General features: G+C 58.4%; 17 protein-coding genes and 1 pseudogene. 8 read left to right on the forward strand and 10 right to left on the reverse strand.

The features are described 5' to 3' along the window. Positions 1-33: 33 nt before the first annotated feature. Positions 34-726, forward strand: coding sequence for an autoinducer binding domain-containing protein (locus QZ862_RS04670; protein ID WP_296097814.1), 693 nt, complete (start codon positions 34-36; stop codon positions 724-726). A gap of 275 nt (positions 727-1001) precedes the next feature. Here QZ862_RS04670 and QZ862_RS04675 read toward each other — a convergent pair whose 3' ends face one another. Beyond that, entirely contained in the window at positions 1002-2075 is a 1074-nt protein-coding gene (locus QZ862_RS04675; RefSeq protein ID WP_296097816.1) for a GSU2403 family nucleotidyltransferase fold protein, read from the reverse strand. 851 nt (positions 2076-2926) lie between these two features. Between QZ862_RS04675 and QZ862_RS04680 the strand changes: the two genes are divergently transcribed. The 3 genes from QZ862_RS04680 (at position 2927) to QZ862_RS04695 (ending at position 5601) form a co-directional block, all read left to right on the forward strand. Next, on the forward strand, positions 2927-3688 hold the full coding sequence (locus QZ862_RS04680; protein ID WP_296021789.1) for a TetR/AcrR family transcriptional regulator: 762 nt from the start codon (positions 2927-2929) through the stop codon (positions 3686-3688). Between the two features lie 222 nt (positions 3689-3910). Then, positions 3911-4873 (forward strand): SGNH/GDSL hydrolase family protein, encoded by a 963-nt coding sequence (locus QZ862_RS04685; RefSeq protein ID WP_296097818.1) that lies wholly within the window; start codon positions 3911-3913, stop codon positions 4871-4873. A gap of 449 nt (positions 4874-5322) precedes the next feature. After that, positions 5323-5601 (forward strand): HU family DNA-binding protein, encoded by a 279-nt coding sequence (locus QZ862_RS04695; protein ID WP_296021786.1) that lies wholly within the window; start codon positions 5323-5325, stop codon positions 5599-5601. 217 nt (positions 5602-5818) lie between these two features. On the opposite strand, the gene QZ862_RS04700 is transcribed toward QZ862_RS04695, so the two are convergent. Together QZ862_RS04700 and QZ862_RS04705 are read right to left on the reverse strand one after the other, a co-directional pair. Then, a complete protein-coding gene (locus QZ862_RS04700) occupies positions 5819-6763 on the reverse strand; it encodes a dienelactone hydrolase (protein ID WP_296097820.1) in 945 nt (314 codons plus the stop codon). Positions 6764-6802: 39 nt separating this feature from the next. Continuing rightward, positions 6803-7561: an SDR family oxidoreductase gene (locus tag QZ862_RS04705; protein WP_296097822.1), complete on the reverse strand. Its 759-nt coding sequence runs from the start codon at positions 7559-7561 to the stop codon at positions 6803-6805. Between the two features lie 98 nt (positions 7562-7659). Here QZ862_RS04705 and QZ862_RS04710 point away from each other — a divergent pair, with 98 nt between their 5' ends. Next, the gene (locus QZ862_RS04710) at positions 7660-8562 is read left to right on the forward strand and encodes an AraC family transcriptional regulator (protein WP_296097824.1); all 903 of its coding nucleotides are present in this window, start codon (positions 7660-7662) and stop codon (positions 8560-8562) included. A gap of 12 nt (positions 8563-8574) precedes the next feature. On the opposite strand, the pseudogene QZ862_RS04715 reads toward QZ862_RS04710, so the two are convergent. Both QZ862_RS04715 and QZ862_RS04720 read right to left on the reverse strand, forming a co-directional pair. After that, positions 8575-8724: pseudogene (locus QZ862_RS04715) on the reverse strand (LysR family transcriptional regulator); the annotation flags it as partial. A gap of 27 nt (positions 8725-8751) precedes the next feature. Beyond that, positions 8752-9642, reverse strand: a complete 891-nt coding sequence (locus tag QZ862_RS04720) for a LysR family transcriptional regulator (protein WP_296097829.1) — start codon at positions 9640-9642, stop codon at positions 8752-8754. A gap of 121 nt (positions 9643-9763) precedes the next feature. On the opposite strand from QZ862_RS04720, the gene QZ862_RS04725 reads away from it, so the two are divergent. Next, on the forward strand, positions 9764-10633 hold the full coding sequence (locus tag QZ862_RS04725) for an NmrA/HSCARG family protein (RefSeq protein ID WP_296097831.1): 870 nt from the start codon (positions 9764-9766) through the stop codon (positions 10631-10633). 610 nt (positions 10634-11243) lie between these two features. On the opposite strand, the gene QZ862_RS04735 is transcribed toward QZ862_RS04725, so the two are convergent. Genes QZ862_RS04735 through QZ862_RS04745 form a run of 3 tightly spaced genes read right to left on the reverse strand, consistent with a single transcriptional unit; the run spans position 11244 to position 16685 of the window. After that, entirely contained in the window at positions 11244-14504 is a 3261-nt protein-coding gene (locus QZ862_RS04735) for an error-prone DNA polymerase (protein ID WP_296097835.1), read from the reverse strand. After that, positions 14501-16012 (reverse strand): DNA polymerase Y family protein, encoded by a 1512-nt coding sequence (locus QZ862_RS04740; RefSeq protein ID WP_296097838.1) that lies wholly within the window; start codon positions 16010-16012, stop codon positions 14501-14503. The genes QZ862_RS04735 and QZ862_RS04740 overlap by 4 nt, the downstream gene beginning before the upstream one ends. Beyond that, positions 15933-16685 carry an ImuA family protein gene (locus QZ862_RS04745; protein WP_296097840.1) on the reverse strand — a complete coding sequence of 251 codons (753 nt, stop codon included), beginning with the start codon at positions 16683-16685 and terminating at the stop codon, positions 15933-15935. Before QZ862_RS04745 ends, QZ862_RS04740 begins: the two co-directional genes overlap by 80 nt. 268 nt (positions 16686-16953) lie before the next feature. Between QZ862_RS04745 and QZ862_RS04750 the strand changes: the two genes are divergently transcribed. Continuing rightward, positions 16954-17232: a hypothetical protein gene (locus tag QZ862_RS04750; protein WP_296097842.1), complete on the forward strand. Its 279-nt coding sequence runs from the start codon at positions 16954-16956 to the stop codon at positions 17230-17232. A 92-nt stretch (positions 17233-17324) separates the two neighbouring features. Here the strand turns inward: QZ862_RS04750 and QZ862_RS04755 are convergent, their stop codons facing one another. Further along, entirely contained in the window at positions 17325-17465 is a 141-nt protein-coding gene (locus tag QZ862_RS04755) for a hypothetical protein (RefSeq protein ID WP_162741965.1), read from the reverse strand. Between the two features lie 110 nt (positions 17466-17575). Beyond that, positions 17576-18058 carry a thermonuclease family protein gene (locus QZ862_RS04760; protein WP_296097844.1) on the reverse strand — a complete coding sequence of 161 codons (483 nt, stop codon included), beginning with the start codon at positions 18056-18058 and terminating at the stop codon, positions 17576-17578. A gap of 744 nt (positions 18059-18802) precedes the next feature. Here QZ862_RS04760 and QZ862_RS04770 point away from each other — a divergent pair. Beyond that, on the forward strand, positions 18803-19462 hold the full coding sequence (locus tag QZ862_RS04770) for an SOS response-associated peptidase (RefSeq protein WP_296097849.1): 660 nt from the start codon (positions 18803-18805) through the stop codon (positions 19460-19462). The last annotated feature ends 150 nt before the right edge of the window (positions 19463-19612 follow it).

Raw genomic sequence — 19612 nt, forward strand, 5'->3', positions numbered from 1 at the left:
AACATCACTTCACAGTCTGAGGAGACCCATGGCATGAATGCATGGTTCACCAAGCTTCTCGACCTGACTGCGCTGCCAGGTGACGTAGAACAGATATGCGAAAGGCTGGATCAACTTACCCAGGAAGGGGGCTTCGCATATTTTTGTTACCTTAAGCTCAAGTGCGAAATCATCGACTACCAAACGAATCTGCCTCTTGAGTGGCAAGAGACATTCCTGAGGGAGAGACGAATACTCCAAGCCCCAGAGGTCATAAATGCACGGCGGCGACGCGTGATCTATTCATGGCCGGAACAGGAGAAACAGAAAAATCCATCCGAGACGACGAAATCAATGCGAAAGGTGTCGAGAAAATTGGGTATCCGAAGTGGAGTGACCGTACCGATTGCGACCGGTTTTGGTCACCAAGCGATCTTTTCGCTTTATTCACCATCCGAGGTGCCAGCAGACATCTCTGGTACCGATCCGGTTCTAGCAGCGACAGCGGTAGCGCAACTTCACGTCCGCCTGAAACACGCGCGGACGCAAACGACTGCAAGCCTAAATCCAAAAGAAACAAGGTGCCTGCGTTGGATCGCCGAAGGCAAGAGTATTTCTGTCGTAGCTGATCTGGAAGGCCTTTCCTATGGAGGCGTGCGGTTCGTCATTCAAAACGCGAAAGAGGCACTGGGAGCCGTATCTCTCGCTCAAGCAACAGCGGCAGCAAAAGAGCGACACCTGATTTGAAGGATTGGCAGTAAGTGTGGCGGACGCGTTATGGTCGAACAAAACTGCAAATTCCAGTACCTCCCCGGAAGTATGTACGCCGGCAGGACACGGCGCTATCGTATCGCCGATCCAGCACCATCAAAACCCTACGTTCTTGGGGAAGGATAGCTGACACCATTTCGTGCCTGACGGCGAAGTCGTCGCCTTCTCCGTTTCGCTATCAACCACGCCATGGCTTTCGTCGGCTACCGGGTGATGGCGGCAATGGTTTGCAGACGTGGACTTAGATTCACTTACCCGTTACCGAGTTGATCTACTGTGACTCCGAGGGCATCTGCCAACACCAGCCTGCCGTGGTCCGGCATTAACCTAAGGCCCGACCGGATAGCCTCCTGCCACGCTTCTCCACGCCCCCACGCCTCGTGGTACGCGTCAGCTAGCAAATAGCTTTGCCGCGTTTCGGCAAGCGCCTCAGACAGTAAAGAAGCCTGTACGAGGTCCTTGTCCCTCTTGGCACGCCCAAGGACGTCTGTGCGCCTCCTAGACGCCACGATCAACTTGTGCACGGCATACCGCTCGGGAGAAGGGATATTTACGCTCACGCCCTCCCGGTGGAGCAAGACGGTCCGCACGGGCTCGTAAATCAGGAAGTCCAAGAACCGCAAGTTTTCGGCAGAGGCGCCTCCAAGTGCAGGCATAGGGGATGGCTTGCCCGTGTAGTCATCCGATCCACGGTTCGTCGTCAGGAACTCGACCCGGTAGTTAACCGAATTCGAAAACGAAACGATTTTTGCCTTGTCGGCGTGGTGGGGGACTGCCCGGAACGTGCTGTCTATCGATCTCAAGAGGTCGAGGATCGGAGGCAGGCTGTCCTCGACTTCGGCCGAGATGGCGAAGTCCTGCGCGAAGTCAGCGTCACCTGTTTGCATAGAGGTACTTGGGAGTCGAACACCAAGAAGGCCGGCATAGCAACTGAAAGCCACGGAACCGACGACGAGCGCTCTTAAACGGAATAATCCCGCATCGGCAAGGACTTTGGTCACCTCACCTGCGAACCGATCCGGCGCTGACAACCCGCCGCTGCGCAGGAGCATAGTGACGAGCTTGCGCCGCTCCCGGATATCGTCTTTCACTTCCTTGTGGGCTTGCACCCGTTTAGTGATGTCTGCATCATCCTCTGGGCCGACATATGTCCGCTTGTCCTTGCCTTCAGGGGTAGGAAGATCAAAATACCAGTAATTACGGCCCTTGACCGGAACGGAGACAAACCGACCTTCAAGGGGGAAGTCTGCCCTAAACTGAGCATCGAAGGTTCGCTGCGCGAGTTCAGCGAATGCCGTTCTGTAAACGAGGTCAATCTGTTTCATTATCGATCCAGTTATAATGAATTTGCAAAAACATTATAACTAGGTGCGGGGTTGTCAATGCTTCGCTCTTTATCTTCTTCTCGTACATGAGAAGCCACTCTGAGGTCGTGTGAAAATCCATCTCGCCGTACCCGGACCACGATGAGGATGAAATCAGCGATACTGTCCATGCTCATCGCAGGGATACGCACGACTATTCTTTTCCTCTTCGGCTGGACATTCTAACAATGTCGTCATTACGGTAATCTTCCGTGTTGGTAGCTTTCGATCCATACTGTCGATCCCGATAGATGAGCAAGAAGCTTGTTACCAGGAAAGTTTCGCAAACGGAATTCCAGCTAACGCATTGAATTTGTTCCATAATAAATGTTATGCGATATAACTTTGTAGCGCCCATTTAGTAATGCGACAGTTGGGCCGGATAGAAATGCGACACTCTCCTCACAAAACGGAATGGGCGCCGCGCGGAATAGTTCCTCGCCAATGTCATGTTTCGCGATTTCCGCGCAACAATGCCCATATCGCAACCTACTCGAGAGTTGGATACGGTTGGGAACTCACTCACCCCTAAACCGCCTGGCGTAGCGCCGCCGTCGCGGGCTCTCGCCGAGCAGGTATGGAATTAGCTCCAAAAACCAAAATCGATCGCTGTGGCTAAAGTCACCGTAAAGTTTTTGAATCAGGACGAAGTCTCCGGACTAATCACGGCGAACGTCGGCGGCCAAGAAAGCCTTCGGCTATTTCGGCAGTGTCACACCGGCGACCTTCTCAGCGAGAGCTCCTCCGCCTTACTAGAAACGCCGTTAAGCATGTCATACGCTCCGGGGCAAATTGCCCTCTGGGTTGCCCAAATGGCACACGATTGGCGGCTAGGGCTGTATCTGACCTCACTTGACGTTCCCGCCGGCCTTTTGAAGCCAAAAACGCCGCCGTTATGCGGCAATCCACAAACTTCATGCTTCACAACGCCAAAACTAATGATATTAGGAAATAAACAAACAGCATTAGTTTTAGAGGTTATGGTGGCGAGAGCCGGTTTGAACAAAGACAAGATCATCGCCGCGGCGGGTCGGCTTGCAGATGACGAGGGCTTCGAAAGCCTCACACTAGCGGCCGTTGCCCGAATCTTCGACGTCCGGCTACCTAGTCTCTACGGACATGTGGCAAATCTACACGAGCTCAAAAAGGGTGTTGGCCTTTTAGCGCTCGACTCTCTGGCCGAGAGGACAGAAGAGGCGATAGCGGGCCGCGCGGGCAAGGATGCCCTGGTTGCTCTCGTCAACACACATCGCGACTTTGCGCGACAGCACCCAGGGCTGTTCCAGGCCTCGCGCTATCCACTCGATGCGCAAAGCGCGGCCCTCAGCGGCGGGGCGCGCCTAGCCCGGGTCAATCACGCGATGCTGCGCGGATACTCGTTGAGGGATGAGGATCGCGTGCACGCCACCCGGTTGATCGGTTCGTTCGTCCTGGGCTTTTCCCTTCTAGAGTTGGCCGGAAGCTTCAGTCACAGCGACCCTGAGCCCGAACTCTCATGGAAGCGCGACGTCGAAGGTCTCGATGGCCTGCTCCAAAGCTGGGCGGGCCAAAGAAACATAGCTGAAAGCATTTGAAAGATGACAAACTCGGAACTCACCACGTCGGTGCCAATAGAACCTTCCCTTCTGCGCGGCTTCGTTCAGCTTGAACACACCGAGTTCGGACTGCTCCCTCACCGGCTTCCCGCCCGGGCCCGTGCGCAATGCTCAGACTCCACGCTGGCGATGGTAGAAGCCGAGCCGTCGGGCGTCCGGCTGGTTTTTGACACCGCAGCGACCGCCATCGAGCTCGACGTCATGACCTTGCGGCGACAGATTGTGGGCGTGCCACCTCGCCCGGTGGGCATTTATGACCTGTGTGTTGATGGTCACCTTTACTGCCAGCAATCCGTCAGGGACGCGGCTATCCTGCGCCTTGATATGGCTTCTGGAACCACGGTTCGGGAACCGGCGGGTGCTCAGACCCTACGGTTCGAAGATTTGCCAAGCACAGAAAAGCGCGTCGAAATCTGGCTGCCCTATAACGAAGTCACCGAACTCGGGGCGCTTAGAGCAAATGCTCCTATCGTCCCGTCAAAAAGCCCGGAAAAGCCCGTCTGGGTTCACCACGGCAGCTCGATCAGCCATGGATCGAACGCTGCTTCGCCCACCGGGATATGGCCGGCGATCGCCGCGTCCGCCGCAGGCTTCGATCTGATGAATATGGGGTTTGGCGGCAATGCCCTTCTCGATCCCTTCACGGCCCGAGCCATACGAGACCGACCGGCGGACATCATCAGCCTCAAGATTGGCATCAACCTTGTCAACGCTGACCTGATGCGTGTTCGTGCCTTCGTCCCTGCAGTGCACGGCTTTCTCGATACCATCAGGGACGGACACCCCGAAACGCCGCTCCTGGTTGTGTCTCCGATTTATTGTCCTATTCATGAGATGACGCCAGGGCCAGGAACGTTTGACCTCGACGCCCTGGCCAAGGGCGAGACGACGTTTGTCGCCCTCGGCAAGCCGGAGGAAACGCGCGCCGGCAAGCTCAATCTGAGCATTGTGCGCGAACATCTCAAAGCCATCGTCGAGCAACGGGTTCGCGATGACGCCAATATGTACTATTTCGATGGGCTGCAGCTATACGGGGCGTTGGACCATGAGCGTCTGCCGCTGCCGGATCGACTGCACCCCGACGCTGAGACGCACCGCCTTATCGCGGCCCGATTTGCGCCGGTCCTCCGACAAATAACGCCACGAGCGAAAAAACAGGCCTGAGCACCATGTGATCGCCAAACTGGCCGGAAGTCTGTTCATCCAGGTTGCCAATCGATTCGCCGCGACGAACAAGAAAGATGCTCATCAGCCATTCCGCAGTGAAGGCTTGAACGGCACTGTTACCATGATGTTAAGCGCAACGCCCATCAAAAGAAGCCCGGATTTACGCGGTGACTGTCCAGCCGACACTGTCTGGAAGAGGACGCGCTTATGCGGCCTTGGGGAGCGAGAGATCGAACGAGTGGACAGCAGATGGTCCATCTCTTCGACAGTGAAAGCGAGACCGTATGCCTGTTCCTCAATGTCCTTCGCAGACACCGCAGGCGGATAAAAATCGGAACGAGTTGTGGACAGCCACCTGATGTAAGCGATGCCGCCCTCGTCCCTGATGACAGGCAGGCCAGAAACTGACACGGATTTGGTATTGTTTCACTTTCGAGGATATTTCCATGACTACCACCAATGAAATTGCCGACAAGATCGCCGCCGACAACGGCCTGACAAAGGTTCAGGGCAAGGCAATCGTCGAAGCCGTTTTTCGCGCTATTGCCGACGCAGCAAGCTCCGGCGCGGAAACCTCGATCCCTGGCTTCGGAAAGTTCAAAGTGAAGGCATCGCCTGAGCGCGAAGGGCGCAATCCTGCAACTGGCGAAGCCATGAAGATCGCGGCTTCCAACAAGCTGACCTTCGCGCCTGCCAAGGCGCTCAAGGATGCACTGAACAAGTGACCCCTGGAGAGCCGCGCAATGGCGCGCGGGGCATTCCAGATCAGTCTAGGTTTGATCAGAGCGAGATGAGGGAGAGGCTTACCTCCCCCTCAACCTCGATCGGCGTTGGGTAGATCGGGACCGGGAGGCTCGGGTTGTCGAGTGCATCGAGCGCCAGCACGTGGCGCCCGGTGTCTGATGATGGGCTCGGTTTTGACCGAGCCGCCTGCATCCGCGGCTACATCTGCTTGTCGGTGACCGTCGCAAGCGGGGCGGCTTCGCTTTCTAGTGCGAGGCGCGCGCTCGGCCAAGCGCCCTTGTCGGCGCCAAGCGCATTTTGAAGCCACGCGAGCGTCAGACGCCGTGTCGCTTCCAGCACATCCGGTGCTTCAGTCTCTGTCTCCTTCGCGTCGAGCGCTGCGATCCCACCAAGGCCATGTCCGACCCCGTGCATCATCAGCATTGCCTCAGCGCCCGGTGCATCGTGGAATGCATCTGCATGCCACTCAGGACCGCGGGTGGTAAAATGCGGATTGTCCATATCACCGCAAACGACGAGGCTGAGTGTCGTCAGGGTCGAGAAATTGACGTCGAAGAACGGAAACCGGGCAGCACTCTCAGGCGTCATGTCCTTGCCGCCGCGTCCTGGTGTTGTCAGGAGAACGCCCGCCGAGATGCGTGGATCGGAAAAATCCTCACCATTCACCTGTGCGCCGAGCAGGAGCCCGACGGTGTGGCCGCCAAAGGAATGACCCACCGCGCCGATGCGTGCATGATCCATCCGCCCAGCAACGGCCGGCGCCTGTCTCTCGATCTCCGGCAGTTGGTCCAGGATCGCCTTCATCTCCTCGACACGCTCACGCCAGAAGAAAGGCGCGCCGGGTCCATCTGACGGCAGGCCGCCGACCCGAGAACTCGCATGCGTCGGCTGGATCACGACGAACCCTCTTTCCGCCCAGAACTGGACAAGGGGAGCATAGCCGTCCTTTGACGGGATATAGTTGGAAGGGCCGTAACCATGCGACAGCAGCACGATCGGCAGCTTGTCGCCGCTTGCGGGCGCGGTCAGACGCAGTTCCAACGGCTGGCGGCCCGACATCGAAAGACGGATCGGCGTGTAGGCCACGGTGAGAGTGGCATCAGGCGTCGGAATATGCTTTGCGAGATTGATCAGATTGTTCATGGGTCCAGACCTTCAAAGGTAGATTTCGATTGGCGATGATCAGGCGAGCAAATGACCGGCTTCGCGAAATGAGGTTTCCGCGTCGGCCCCCGCGGGGATCTTCATCGGCGCGTCGATCTCTGTCACAGACCGCCAGACGGCCTCTGCAACCGCCTCCGCAGTGGTGACTTGCGCGCCCGAACGCAGCTTCGTCATGTAGTCGTCGACGAAGGCGGCATATGGCTCGGGAATTTCCATGCCCATGCGCGAGACAGCATTCTTGCCGAAGCCCGTCGTCGGTGCAGAGCCAGGTAGGACAAGTTTAGCACGGATGCCGAACAGCGATGCTTCCAGCGCGAGGCTCTCCGTAAAAGCGTTAAGGGCCGCTTTGCTGGCGCTATAGACTGAGAGCGCCGGTAAAGGCTTTATCGTGACGGCGGAGCTGACGTTGACGATGACGCCCGAGCGACGGACCCGCATCTGCGGAAGGACAGCCTTTGTCATCGCCATCGCGCCGAAGACATTTGTCTCGAACAGTTCGCGAACCTTCGACATCTCCGAACCTTCGAGCACATTGAGCATGCCGACGCCGGCATTGTTCACCAGAGCATCGATCGTGCCGGCGGCTTCGACGGCCTCAGCAATGCTGTCCGCGCTGGTGACATCCAACGGCAGGATTTCGAGCCTGTCGTTCGAAGGAAGCAGGTCGTTTCGCGGCGTGCGCATGGTTGCGACAACGTCCCACCCGGCGTCCAAGAATTTCTGTGCGATGGCGAGGCCGAAACCGGACGAGCAACCGGTAATGAGGATCTTTGGCATGTTCCGTCTCCTGACATTTAAAGAGACTGAAGATGGACCTGATCACCCGGACGTGCTATATGCATACATCCGAGACTGTTTAGCGGAAGTCCGAATTGATGGCCGATCCGGTTGCCGAAGTTGTTTCCTTGTTGAAGCCGAGCCCGTCGATCTCAAAGCTTGTGACGGGCGGCGGTCGGTGGCTGGTTGAGCGCACGGAGCTCGGAAGCCCGTTCTATTGCGCAGTGGTCGAAGGACGTTGCCTGATGACGATTGCCGGTCGTGAGCCATTGCTGCTCACTACGGGTGACTTTGTCCTGGTCCCCAAGATCTTCTCGTTCACGATGAGCAGCATGGAGCCGCCGCCACGCGGCGCACTTCCCCAACGTCTGGAAACCAGCCCCGGCGTCTTTCGCCTGGGCGACCCGGAAGCGCCGGCTGAGATCAAGGCACTGGTCGGGCATTGTGCTTTCGGCTCGGATGACAAGGCTCTTCTCGTATCGCTGCTGCCGGAGGTCATCCATGTTCATGGTGAAGAGCGACTGATGGCGCTTGTCGGCATGATCAACGAGGAGACGAGGGCTGATCGTGCCGCGCGCGAAATGGTGCTTCACCGTTTGCTCGAAGTGTTGTTCATCGATGCACTACGATCGGCCGCAAGCGCCAAGGCACCGCCGGGTCTCCTGCGTGGCATGGCCGATCCACTGCTGGCGCCGATCCTGCGACGCATCCACGCAGATCCGGGTCGAAGCATGACGGTGGAGACGCTTGCCCAGGAGGCTGCCATGTCTCGTTCGACCTTCTTTGATCGTTTCCGCAATGAAGTAGGGGTTGCGCCGATGGAGTATGCGACCGCATGGCGTATGGCGCTCGCGAAAGAGTATCTCCGCGAAGATGTTGCCATGGCCGACATCGCCCAGCGCGTTGGCTATGGATCGACCAGCGCATTCAGCGTCGCCTTCAATCGGCATGTGGGAATGCCGCCTGGGGCGTATTCACGCGCAGTTGCTGCTGCGGCCTAACGCGTCCGACCCTTACCCACCGATATAGGCGGCCAGCTCTTCAGGTGTTCCCTTGGGGAAAGCCTGCATCAGGAAATCAAGCAAGGCAGAGACCCGCGCGCTCAAGAGAAGCCGCGACGGATAAAGCGCCCAGAGCGCGACCTCGGATCCTTTGATGTCGCCCCGGCGAGAAGCGTCACGCCTTCAAAGTTATTCCTCGACATAGGCTGCTAGCTCATCGGCCGTCCCCAGAGGAAAGGCTTGCTTGAGATAGTCAAGGAATGCAGACACTCTCGCGCTGAGGAGACGACGTGATGGGTAGAGCGCCCACAGCACCGTTTCCGGCCCTTCGACATCTCCCCAACGAACCAACCGCCCCTCAGCGAGATCGTGGCTTACCAAAGACAGGGGAAGGCGCGCCGCGCCGACGCCCATGCGCACCGCATCGCGGACCATGGTCATAGAGGAAAGGCTGAGCACGGGATCGATTTGAAGACTGAGCCGCCCTGTCGGTGTGTTCATTGTCCATGACCTCGTTTGACCCGGCGTGCCGCGTATGACGACTGGCACAGTGGCTCTGCTGTCGTATGCGAGCTGTGGTGCCGCCACGACCACCAACCCGTCACGCAGGAAGGCGCGGCCCAACAGGCTCTCGTCTGGATCGGGGTTCACCCTGATAACGAGGTCGTATCCCTCCTCCACCATATCGACAGGGCGATCTTCGGTCGTCACCTCCATGCGCACCTCCGGATACTTGAGGGAGAAGCCGGCAGCCAGCTTGCCCATGGCAGTTTGGGAGAACAGCAATGGCGCGCTGATCCGCAACCTGCCACGCGGCCTGTCTCCGCCAGACGCTATGGCGGCAGCAGTCTCTTCCAGTTCGATCAGCAGAGCACCCGCCCGCTCTTGAAGCGCCCGCCCCTCCTCCGTCAGCTTGAGCATCCGTGAGCCGCGTTCGAACAGCCGTAGGCCAAGGCTCGCTTCCAGTTCAGCGACCCGGCGCGAAAGCGTTGCCTTCGGCCGACCGGAAGCGCGGGCAGCGCGGCCGAAGCCGCCATGCCGGGCAACGGTGACAAAATCAACAAGGGCAGCCAAATCCATGAGTGTTCCACCAGTGAGACGATGTGTCTATTTTTAGCGTCTATTGGGTTGAATGTGAACCAGCCATAGTCGAGGTGTCTTCGAAACCGAAGTCGTTCACAGTAAACTAAGGAGAACCCCAATGACCATTCTTGTAACCGGTGCCACTGGCCGTGTCGGCCGCCATGTCGTTGACCAGCTCATCGCACGCAATGCGGATGTCCGTGTCCTCGTGCGTGATCCCGCCAAGGCCAATTTTGCCTCGAACGTCGATGTTGTGCAGGGAGACATGCTCGATATCGACGCGCTCCGCCGCGCCTTCAATGGAGTCCGCACGCTGTTCCTGCTGAACGCGGTCGCTGGCGATGAATTCACCCAGGCCATCATCGCTTTGAACGTTGCGCGCGAAGCCGGCGTCGAACGTGTCGTCTACCTCTCGGTGTTCGATGCCGACCGAGCAGTGAATGTGCCGCACTTCGCCGTCAAGTTTGGCGCCGAACGCATGCTGGAGGCGATGGGCTTTAGCGCCACGATCCTGAGGCCGGCATACTTCATCGACAACGAAGTCATGATCAAAGACGTCATCTTCAATTACGCTGTCTACCCGATGCCGATCGGGAGCAAGGGTGTTGCCATGGTCGACACCAGAGATATTGCAGAAGTTGCTGCGTCCGAGCTCCTTCGTCTCGACCGCGCCGCGGAAAAACTGCCGAGCGAGACGATCAATCTGGTCGGCCCGGAGACGCTGACTGGCTTGGAACTCGCAGCCATCTGGTCTGATGTTCTGGACCGCCCTGTCGTCTATGGCGGCGATGATCCATCCGGCTTCGAACAAAACCTCGCCAGTATCATGCCTAAGTGGATGGCCTATGAAATGCGCCTGATGGCTGAGCGCTACGTCAGCCACGGCATGGTTCCAAACGCTGGCGATGTCGAGCGGCTGACGCAAATCCTGGGCCGCCCGCTGCATAGCTATCGCGAGTTTGCCTCGCAGCTTGCCGCATCTGCCTGAACCGCGCGCGCCCCTCGATAACAACCGCGACCGCTTCAGTAGAGCCCCAGTGGGAACTGATCTTGTCCCGCGCGCACATATGGGCGGGTCTCGAAATCAAGGCGCGTGATGCGCGCCTTTTCTGCCGGCGGGCCTATGAGCGGTCTGGCTGGCAGAACATGTCTCCTCGTACATGCAGCACGCGTTAGCACGAACGCCTGTGGTCATCACGACGATGCGCTTGTAAGAACGGACGCTTCGGATATTCTCGAAGACGCTGGATTTCGAGTGCTGGAGGCGGCTACGCTCGATCAAGCTATATCGATCCTGGAGCAGCGTGCGCCAGCGTAAAACTCCTTTTACCGACGCGCAGATGCCGCCGAGCAAGCTCGACGGCTTTTCTCGCCCAAAAATGTGCAGGGTCCTGTCCGGAATTTGAGATCGTAGTCGCATCGGGACAGATCGTGCCCAAGGAGGATATCTCCCGGAAGATGCAACCTTCGGGAGAAAGCCATTCAGTGCAGACGTCGTTCACGATCACCTGCACCGACTGCTACCGGACGGAAAGACGCCCGGACCGCCGACCCAGTGGACATCTTCACTAGGCTGATAATTAAACGGCTAGATCACCCTACTGGAAATTTCGGCTCTTGACCTTAAGAGTGTCGATGTGAAGGTCTGGGATATAGATGTCACGAACCTTGTTCGGCTTCGGCCTATCGCGGACATCGCCGCCGCCATGAGAGCCATGCGCGAACTCATCGCCACGCCCACTCGGATTCCGAAACTCGGTGTCGCGGTCCGACAGAGATGACAGATCGGCAGAGAGGTCGTAAAGCTGCCGCGCGATCAAGTGAACGACGTCCCCTTCCCGCTGGATTTTCCCGTGGATCGCCATCATGCTTGAGCTTAACACGATCCGACGCTGTTTCTCGAAAAGCGACGGCCACACGACGATGTTCGCTGGTCCGGTCTCATCCTCGATGGTGATGAACATGACGCCCTTCGCGGATCCGGGTTTCTGCCTCACGAGCACTAGCCCAGCAACGCAGAGCCAGCTCTTATCACGGGCATTCATCGCATCTGTACATGTGACGATCCGGCGAGCGGTGAGATCCTGTCGCAGGAATGACAAAGGATGCGCACGAAGAGTCAGGCCGACGTGTTGATAGTCCTCGACCACGTTGTGGCCCTCGGTCATCTGCCTGAGTTCAACTTGCGGCTCCTGCTGCTCGGCGACCGTTTTCATCTCTCGCTCTGCCGCCGCCACGAACAGTGGAAGCGGCTCGTCTCGTAATGCTTTGATCGCCCAGAGTGCATCACGCCGCTCGATGTTGAATGCCGGTCTGAAGGCGTCGGCCTCGGCGAGCTGTACAAGCGCTTCCGATGGGACTTCCGATCGACGCCATACGTCGTCGACGCTCTCGAACGGCCGTTCGATCCTTGCTGCGACAATTCTGGCGGCGTCCCGAGCTGCCAGCCCAGCAACCTGGCGCATACCCAGCCGGATGGCGTGTCGGTTGCTGCCGGGGATTTCCTCGAGTGTGCAGTCCCAGCGTGAATGTTGGATGGAGATCGGTCGAACCTCGACGCCATGCTTCTGCGCGTCGCCGATGATCTGTGCCGGGGCGTAAAAGCCCATCGGCTGCGAATTGATGAGCGCTGCCGCGAAGGCGTCCGGGTAATGGCACTTGATGAAGCAGCTTGCGTACGCAATGAGCGCGAACGATGCAGCGTGGCTTTCAGGAAAACCATAGCTGCCGAACCCTTCAAGCTGTGAGAAGGTCTTCTGCGCGAATTCGCGACTGTAGCCGTTATTGACCATTCCATCGATTAGCTTGGTCTGAAACCGCGATACGCCTCCAGTGAACTTGAAAGTCGCCATACTTTTTCGGAGCTGGTCAGCTTCGCCGGCGGTGAAACCTGCGCAAACCATAGCGACGCGCATCGCGCTCTCCTGAAACAGGGGCACGCCCAACGTCTTGCCGAGCACCGCCTCCAGCTCCGGCGTCGGATACTCCACAGCTTCTTTTCCCTCCCGGCGTCGGAGATACGGATGAACCATGTCGCCTTGGATCGGCCCTGGCCGAACGATGGCCACCTGCACGACCAAGTCATAAAACGTGCGGGGTTTCAGCCTCGGCAGCATCGCCATCTGCGCCCGGCTTTCGACCTGGAATGTGCCGAGGGTGTCGGCCTTGCGGATCATTGCATATGTCGCCCCGTCTTCCTGCCGGACCTTGGAGAGATCGAGGTCCTCGTGCTTGTGCTCTCGGATTAGGTCAAAGGCCTTTTGCATGCATGTGAGCATACCGAGCGCCAGGACATCGACCTTCATCATTCGCAGGGCTTCGACGTCGTCCTTGTCCCACTCGATCACCTGCCGGTCTTCCATCGCCGCCGGCTCGATTGGAACGAGATCATCCAGGCGTGAGCGCGTCAGCACGAAGCCACCGACATGCTGGCCGAGATGTCGAGGAGCACCCATTAGATCGCGAGCAAGACGAAGCGTCATCACAAGACGGTAGTCTTCGGGATTGAGGTTCAGCTCGCGCACATTGCGCTCCGTTACCTCCTCCGACCATGACCACAGCCCAGACGAGAGGGCTTTGGTCACGTCCTCCGGTAAACCCATAGCCTTGCCGACGTCGCGGATCGCACCCTTGGCTCGATAACGCGTGACCGTACAAACCAGCGCCGCACGATCGCGGCCGTAGGTCTTGTAGATCCACTGGATAACCTCCTCCCGACGCTCGTGTTCGAAATCGACGTCGATGTCTGGCGGTTCGTTGCGCTCCTTGCTGACGAACCGCTCGAACAACAGATCGTTGGTTTCGGGGTCGATGCTCGTGACGCCGAGGATGTAGCAGATCGCAGAGTTTGCGGCGGATCCCCTCCCCTGGCAAAGGATTCCTCGTGAACGAGCAAAGCGAACGATGCTGTAAACCGTGAGGAAATAGGGCGCGTACCCCATCTCCTTGATCAGATCCAACTCATGTCTAACCGCTCGTAGGACACTCTGTGGCAGTCCCTCCGGGTATCGGTCGGGGATGCACTCGCGGACGCAATGCTCCAGCGACTGCTGCGCGTCCATGCCGTCAATCAGCGCTTCCTCAGGATATTCATACGTCAGTTCCTCCAAGCTAAAGGTACACTGGCTTACGATCTCCATCGTCCGAGCAAGTGCTTCGGGGTATCTCGGAAACAACCGCTCCATTTCCTCCGGGGGCTTGAGGTAGCGATCGGCATGTCGCTCTCTGTCGAAACCCACGTCGTCGATAGTCGTGTTGGTGCGGATGCACGTGACGATATCCTGCAATTGACGGCGAGACGCCTCATGGAAGAGAACGTCGTTGGTGACGACCGTCTTCACCCTGAACTTTGCCGCCATATTTGAAAGCTCGTGGAGCCGCATTTGGTCGTTGGGTCGTCGCCGAAGACTGAGCGCCACGTGAGCTCGCCGGCCGAAAATCTCGTTCATCTTCCTGAGTTGGACGGCACAGACCTCGTCGGCGAGGTCCGGCACGAGGATGCCGACCATCCCTTCTGCGTAAACGGCAAGGTCATCCAGATGAAGGATGCAGTTGTCCTTCCCGCCTCTGCCCTTCCCCAAAGTGATCAGGCGGGTGAGCCGCGAATATGCCGCTTTGTCCGTCGGATAGACGAGGATCGAAATCTTATCCTGCAGATCGAGCCGACAGCCGACGACCAGCCGCACTCCAGTGTCGCGCGATGCCTCTAGTGCTCGCACGATTCCGGCGAGGCTGTTGCGATCGACGATACCGAGGGCTTCGATGCCGAGCTCCTTCGCCGTCGCGAACAGTTCCTGCGCCGACGACGCTCCGCGCAGGAAGCTGAAATGAGTCGTGACCTGAAGTTCCGCGTACTTCATGCGAAAATCCCATGCATGAACCACTTATGCGAGCCCGTTTCCGGGTCGATCCCGTCTCCGGAGCGAAAAATCCAGAAGCGCTCGCCGTCATCATTTTCTATGACGAAGTAGTCCCGCACGGCCTCCAGTTCCGTGGGCCGCATCCACCATTCGCCGAAAATGCGTTCTGGACCGTCGGCTCGCTTCACGCGGTGACGCTTCCCGCGCCACGTCACGCTTGCGGGCGGATAGTCGGGCATGAGAGCAATCGCCTGGATCTGCTCCGGTCGGTCGAACAACCGCACGGGTCTGCGCCAATGGCTTACCCATGCAGTCTCCACAGCGTCCGCAATAGCCGGGACCCGCTGGACACTCCTCTCAGGAACATCGGATGCAACGGGCGCCAAGCGATATACCCGTTGTCCACGGTTCGCGAAGATGTCGATCAGCGGAGTGATGTCGCCATGCTCCTCCTCGACGAGCGACGATTCCTTCTGCTCCTCCACTAATGGTTCGGCCGCGACGGCGACAAGAACAAGTCTCTCGATACCGAATCCCGGCTCGATCTTCTCGGTCCGGTCCTTGAAGAGTTTCGTCAGCCAGCCGACGTCGCGTGCGGGCTTCGCCGTGCCGGCCCGGATCGCCTGTATGGTGTTGTCTACCTTGTGGACGATGAGATCGGTTCGTCGCGCGCCAAGTCCGCGCTTCTCTAGTTCTGCCACAAGTTGGACCACCAACCTACCGACGTACTTATCGATCGTTTCCGCCGCTCCGATCGGCTCCTGGAAAGAACGGGAGACCTCGACAAGGTCCGCTGTCCTTATGGGGTCGATCGGCTCCGACACTCGACCAAACATCTGGTCCAGTCTCCTGCCGACTTCCGGTCCGAAACGAAGCGCCAGCGGCGCACGCGGCGTGTTCGCGAGTTCGCCTATCGAATGGAAGCCAAGAACACGGAGATCCTGGACGATCTTGTCGGAGAGCCTCAACAGGGATATCGGCAGTTTCTCGACTGCGCGCACTATTTCACCGCGAGGCACGATCACCGTATCGCGGTTAATGGCCCGAACACACGCGTGCGCCGCTCCCCAGGTTTCTGCCACGGCAACCTTCGCCGTCAGTTTCCGGGAGAGGAAGGTGTTCACGATACCGGTCGTCATCGGCACCTCTCCGCCCTGGAGATGATCCGCGCCCTCGGTATCTATGACGAGACCGTCAACGCCGTCGACTGCAACGATCGGCGAATAGTGCGCGAGTGCCCAGAAACCGATACGATTGAGTGCGACAGCATCCGCGACAGGGTCAGCATCAACCAATGTAAGACCCTGGAAGATTGCTTGCGCCTTCGCGGCAGGCATCCCTACACGGACCCCGATCTTCCTTGCGGCGCCATCGGCCGCGGACACCCATCGCTTGGATCCACGCCTGGAAATCACCGCGATCGGCTGCTCACCCGGTATCGAGGGATCGTCCCTCCTTATCCTGTCCGTGGCCAAATCCGGAAAATAGATCGATACGACCCTGCTCATCACACGCTCCGACGCAAAACTCTCTACACTCGCCCGCACGCGACCTAAGCAATTCCAAATACCACCTAGGCCGCCCGATGCCTGGGACCGGGAGCGATTCTGAAGGAAGTACACCCACGCGCCACCGTGTCGTGGCAGCGGTCGGTTGACCGAAATCACTAGCCTCGGTCTGCCTTCGCCACCTCCGGACCACGAGCGCCATGGTGCCTGTACGTTCTGCGACGAGTTGCAGGCGCCTGCTGACGACCATCGGCAGTCTGACCATTTCCCCGACAACTGCGCCAAGACCTCCGAATGAAAGGGCTTCCTCCATGCTGGCCGCGACGTCCTCTTCCTTGTCGCTTTCAACGAAGATTACTCTGCGAGGATGCAGCCCCGCCTGAGCGAGCGCGGGGAAGAAAAGGTCCGGCCTCGTCAGGCACCAGACGATCGGACCCTTCGTGCGTGCGGCAATGCCGGCTGCCAACAGCGCGGCGGCCGCTCCGTCAACGGTTCCTGAACCACCGCCTGCGAATTCGTGCAGCGCGCCATATGCCAGGCCGCCTCCCGGAAGAATGGCGTCGATCTCATCGACGCCGAAAGGTAGGCACCCAGCCTTCTTCACGCCCTCTCCTTGGATGGAAGAGATGCGATCTCGCAGATCAGTAATCACTTGATCGCGGGCAGCCGACATCGGTTACGAATCCTTCCGAAATCGCAGTTGAACAGGGACGACATCATGTCGCTAGAACTTGATTGTTCCCCTTCTGTTCCGTATCTTGTCCGGCGTCAAGACGCCTGAAAATAAGGAATCTTGGCTCAAGATTAGCAACACTGCGGATTCGTGAAGTTGAATCAAAACCGTAACTAGATTCTACATTGCACCTTTCGTCTAAAATATTTTTGTCGTCATGGAGGGATGAGGATATCCAAAGTCCTCAGAGGTACCGAAGGGAGTTGGTATGGTGGCCAAGACGCCTAAATTCACACAGACGCCCGACAGCGAGCGCAGCTACACGCTGAAGGGCGTCCGGCTGCCCAACATCGAAATCGAGTGCATCCGGTGTGAACGCGTTGATAGCTTAGAACGAAAGGCGGTTGTTGCGAAGTTCGGCGCCAGCGTGAGCTTCTCCAAGCTCCGCCGGCGCCTGGCCATGGGTTGTGACCGTCTATGCCATCCCGACGGCGACCTTTGCGAGATGAGGTTTCGATGTCTCCAGTCGCTGGATGCAGATGGCTAGCCGTCCGACCTCTTTGAAAGATCCGCGAATTGAGAGTGAGGAGAACATAGATTTCGGTGTGCAGGAATCCTCCCCGACCTCAATTTGTTCGTCTAGATCTCGCCCTTCGGCTTCTTGCCGGTAGCGTCTTCAATGCCTTTCTCGGCTTTCTTCTTGAGTTCCTCGCGATCCTTATCCGCATCTTCACCGGTGCGGGCTGCGTCGCTCGACGGGTCTGGCTTCCTGTCACTCATGGATTTTCTCCTTTTGCTGACCATCCAACCGGACCAACGACAGAACGTTCCCAAACAACCACCGCCTCAAGAGTGGCGCGGTCGGGCTACCCATCACCCGCCGCCGTGCCTCAATCGCATCGCGCGCCGCGTACGAGGCAGGGAAGGTCGAATGCGCCGGCCCATATACCGGCATGCGCCGCTTGGGCTTCCGCCTGTTGGGGGGCGTACCGGCCACCGGAGTACTTCGGCCAGTCGATGGCGTGCCCGTTGCGCACCATCCACGTGTTGACGTCCACACCATCGGCGCGCACGCAATAGCCTACGATGCGGTCGTAGCTGGTACCTGTCGCCGTGCATTTCGTAGGACGCGATTTGGCAAGGAAGGCGTCCAAAGCTTTCGCGCTTGCTTGACCGCACCTGTACGCCTTTCCTGCAGCGTTCTCGCACATCTGCCGGCTCTCGGGTGCGTCGATGCCTTCGAACCGAACCCGCACGCCATTTATCTCGATGGTGTCGCCATCGATGACCGTTGCACGACCGGTGATATCGGCCGGTGCAGCAAGCGAGGGAGTGAACGCCAAGGCCAATACGAGCGAGGTTGTCCTGATCATGTCATAGTTCCAGATTGAGCCTAGGCTTGGGATAGTCCGTTCCTTTCGTGGAAGAGAAAGCTCAAGAGCTACCGCTTACGTCGTCATGCGGACTATCTCTTCAGCGCCACAAAGGCAAAGGCAAACGACGGGGTGCCAAGTTGTCGACGCCGATATTTGTTAAATTCCGACAGACCCTTCCCCCTCCATTGAATCGTAGTTGACTCTTCCGCAAACTAGAACATAAACAGAACATAGATGACACGAAGGGGGCGTGCTTCCGACAACGACATGCGGAAATTGAACTTCGAAAACGGAGATGAGAACGTGCGCCCGACGCGGAAAGATTCTGTAGCAGATCCTGTTGCCCACCTCGTAGCATGGCACGATGGGGACCACCGAGCTGCGATCGAGACGTTGATGCAGGATGTGCGGCACCTGCGGGAGCAGCTTGCATTGGCAACCGCGGCCATGAGCGCAGGATATACGAGAGGATGGATGCCCGACGAGGAGCGCAATTCCCGCTGAAGGCTAGCAACGCGGTCGTCGCCTAAGGCGAAGATTTTCGTCGTAATTCCGGGGCCTCGAGGTGCTGCGGCGTCTTGATCGCCGTGGGCTCGCCTGGAGGTACGAGGGCGCCGACTTGATCACGTCGAGAACGACCCAAGGCAGGGCGCTTGACGCCTTAAGAAGCTTCTCCGATGCAGCAAGTGCAACCACGAGGGCCACATGGAGTTGTCCGTAGCCAAACTTCCGAGGTGACGCATGTGCAATCTTTATCAGGTCCGGACAAACCAAGAGGCGATGCGAGATATCGCCGGCGCGATGAGCGAGAGGCTGAACCTTGAGCCGGAGGTGGAAGTCTACCCGGACCGCCCTGCCCCGGTCATTCGAAACAACGGCGATGCGTGCGAGCTCGTCGCTTTGACCTGGGGCATGCCCACCCCGCCAAACATTCTTGGCGATCGACCAGACACAGGCATTACCAATATTCGCAATGTCACGTCGCCTCACTGGCGCCGTTGGCTGAGGCCTGAGAGCCGCTGTGTGGTGCCGTGGACAAGGTTCTGCGAGTGGGAAGACACGAAGCCCCGCAAAACCAAGCGCTGGTTCGCGACCGATGATAGCGAGCCGCTCGCATTCTTCGCCGGCATCTGGACCGATTGGCATGGCGTGCGCGGATCGATGAAAAACCCGCGAGACGGCCATCATCAGCTATTCGGCTTCCTGACCTGCGAGCCGAACGACATCGTCAAGCCGATCCACCCTAAGGCAATGCCGGTGGTGTTGACGACGCGCGAGGAAGTGGACGTATGGATGAATGCGCCATGGGAAGAGGCAAAGGCACTTCAACGGCCCTTGCCCGATGAGCGCTTGATCCTGCTGCCTATTGAGGAAGCGACGCCACAAGGAACGCTGCTGTAAGCGACGAGAAAGCCGGAGACGGAATCCATATCAACCACTACTGTTCGCATGCGGGCTGCAAGAAGTGGGGCGGACTCGGCTATTCCAAGAACAAAATCGACGCACCGCAGTGGTGGTGCTCGGAGCACTATCCGTATTGGGACGTTCCTA

Origin of the sequence: uncultured Agrobacterium sp. (assembly GCA_913777615.1) — a bacterium.
Classification (GTDB): Bacteria; Pseudomonadota; Alphaproteobacteria; order Rhizobiales; family Rhizobiaceae; genus Agrobacterium.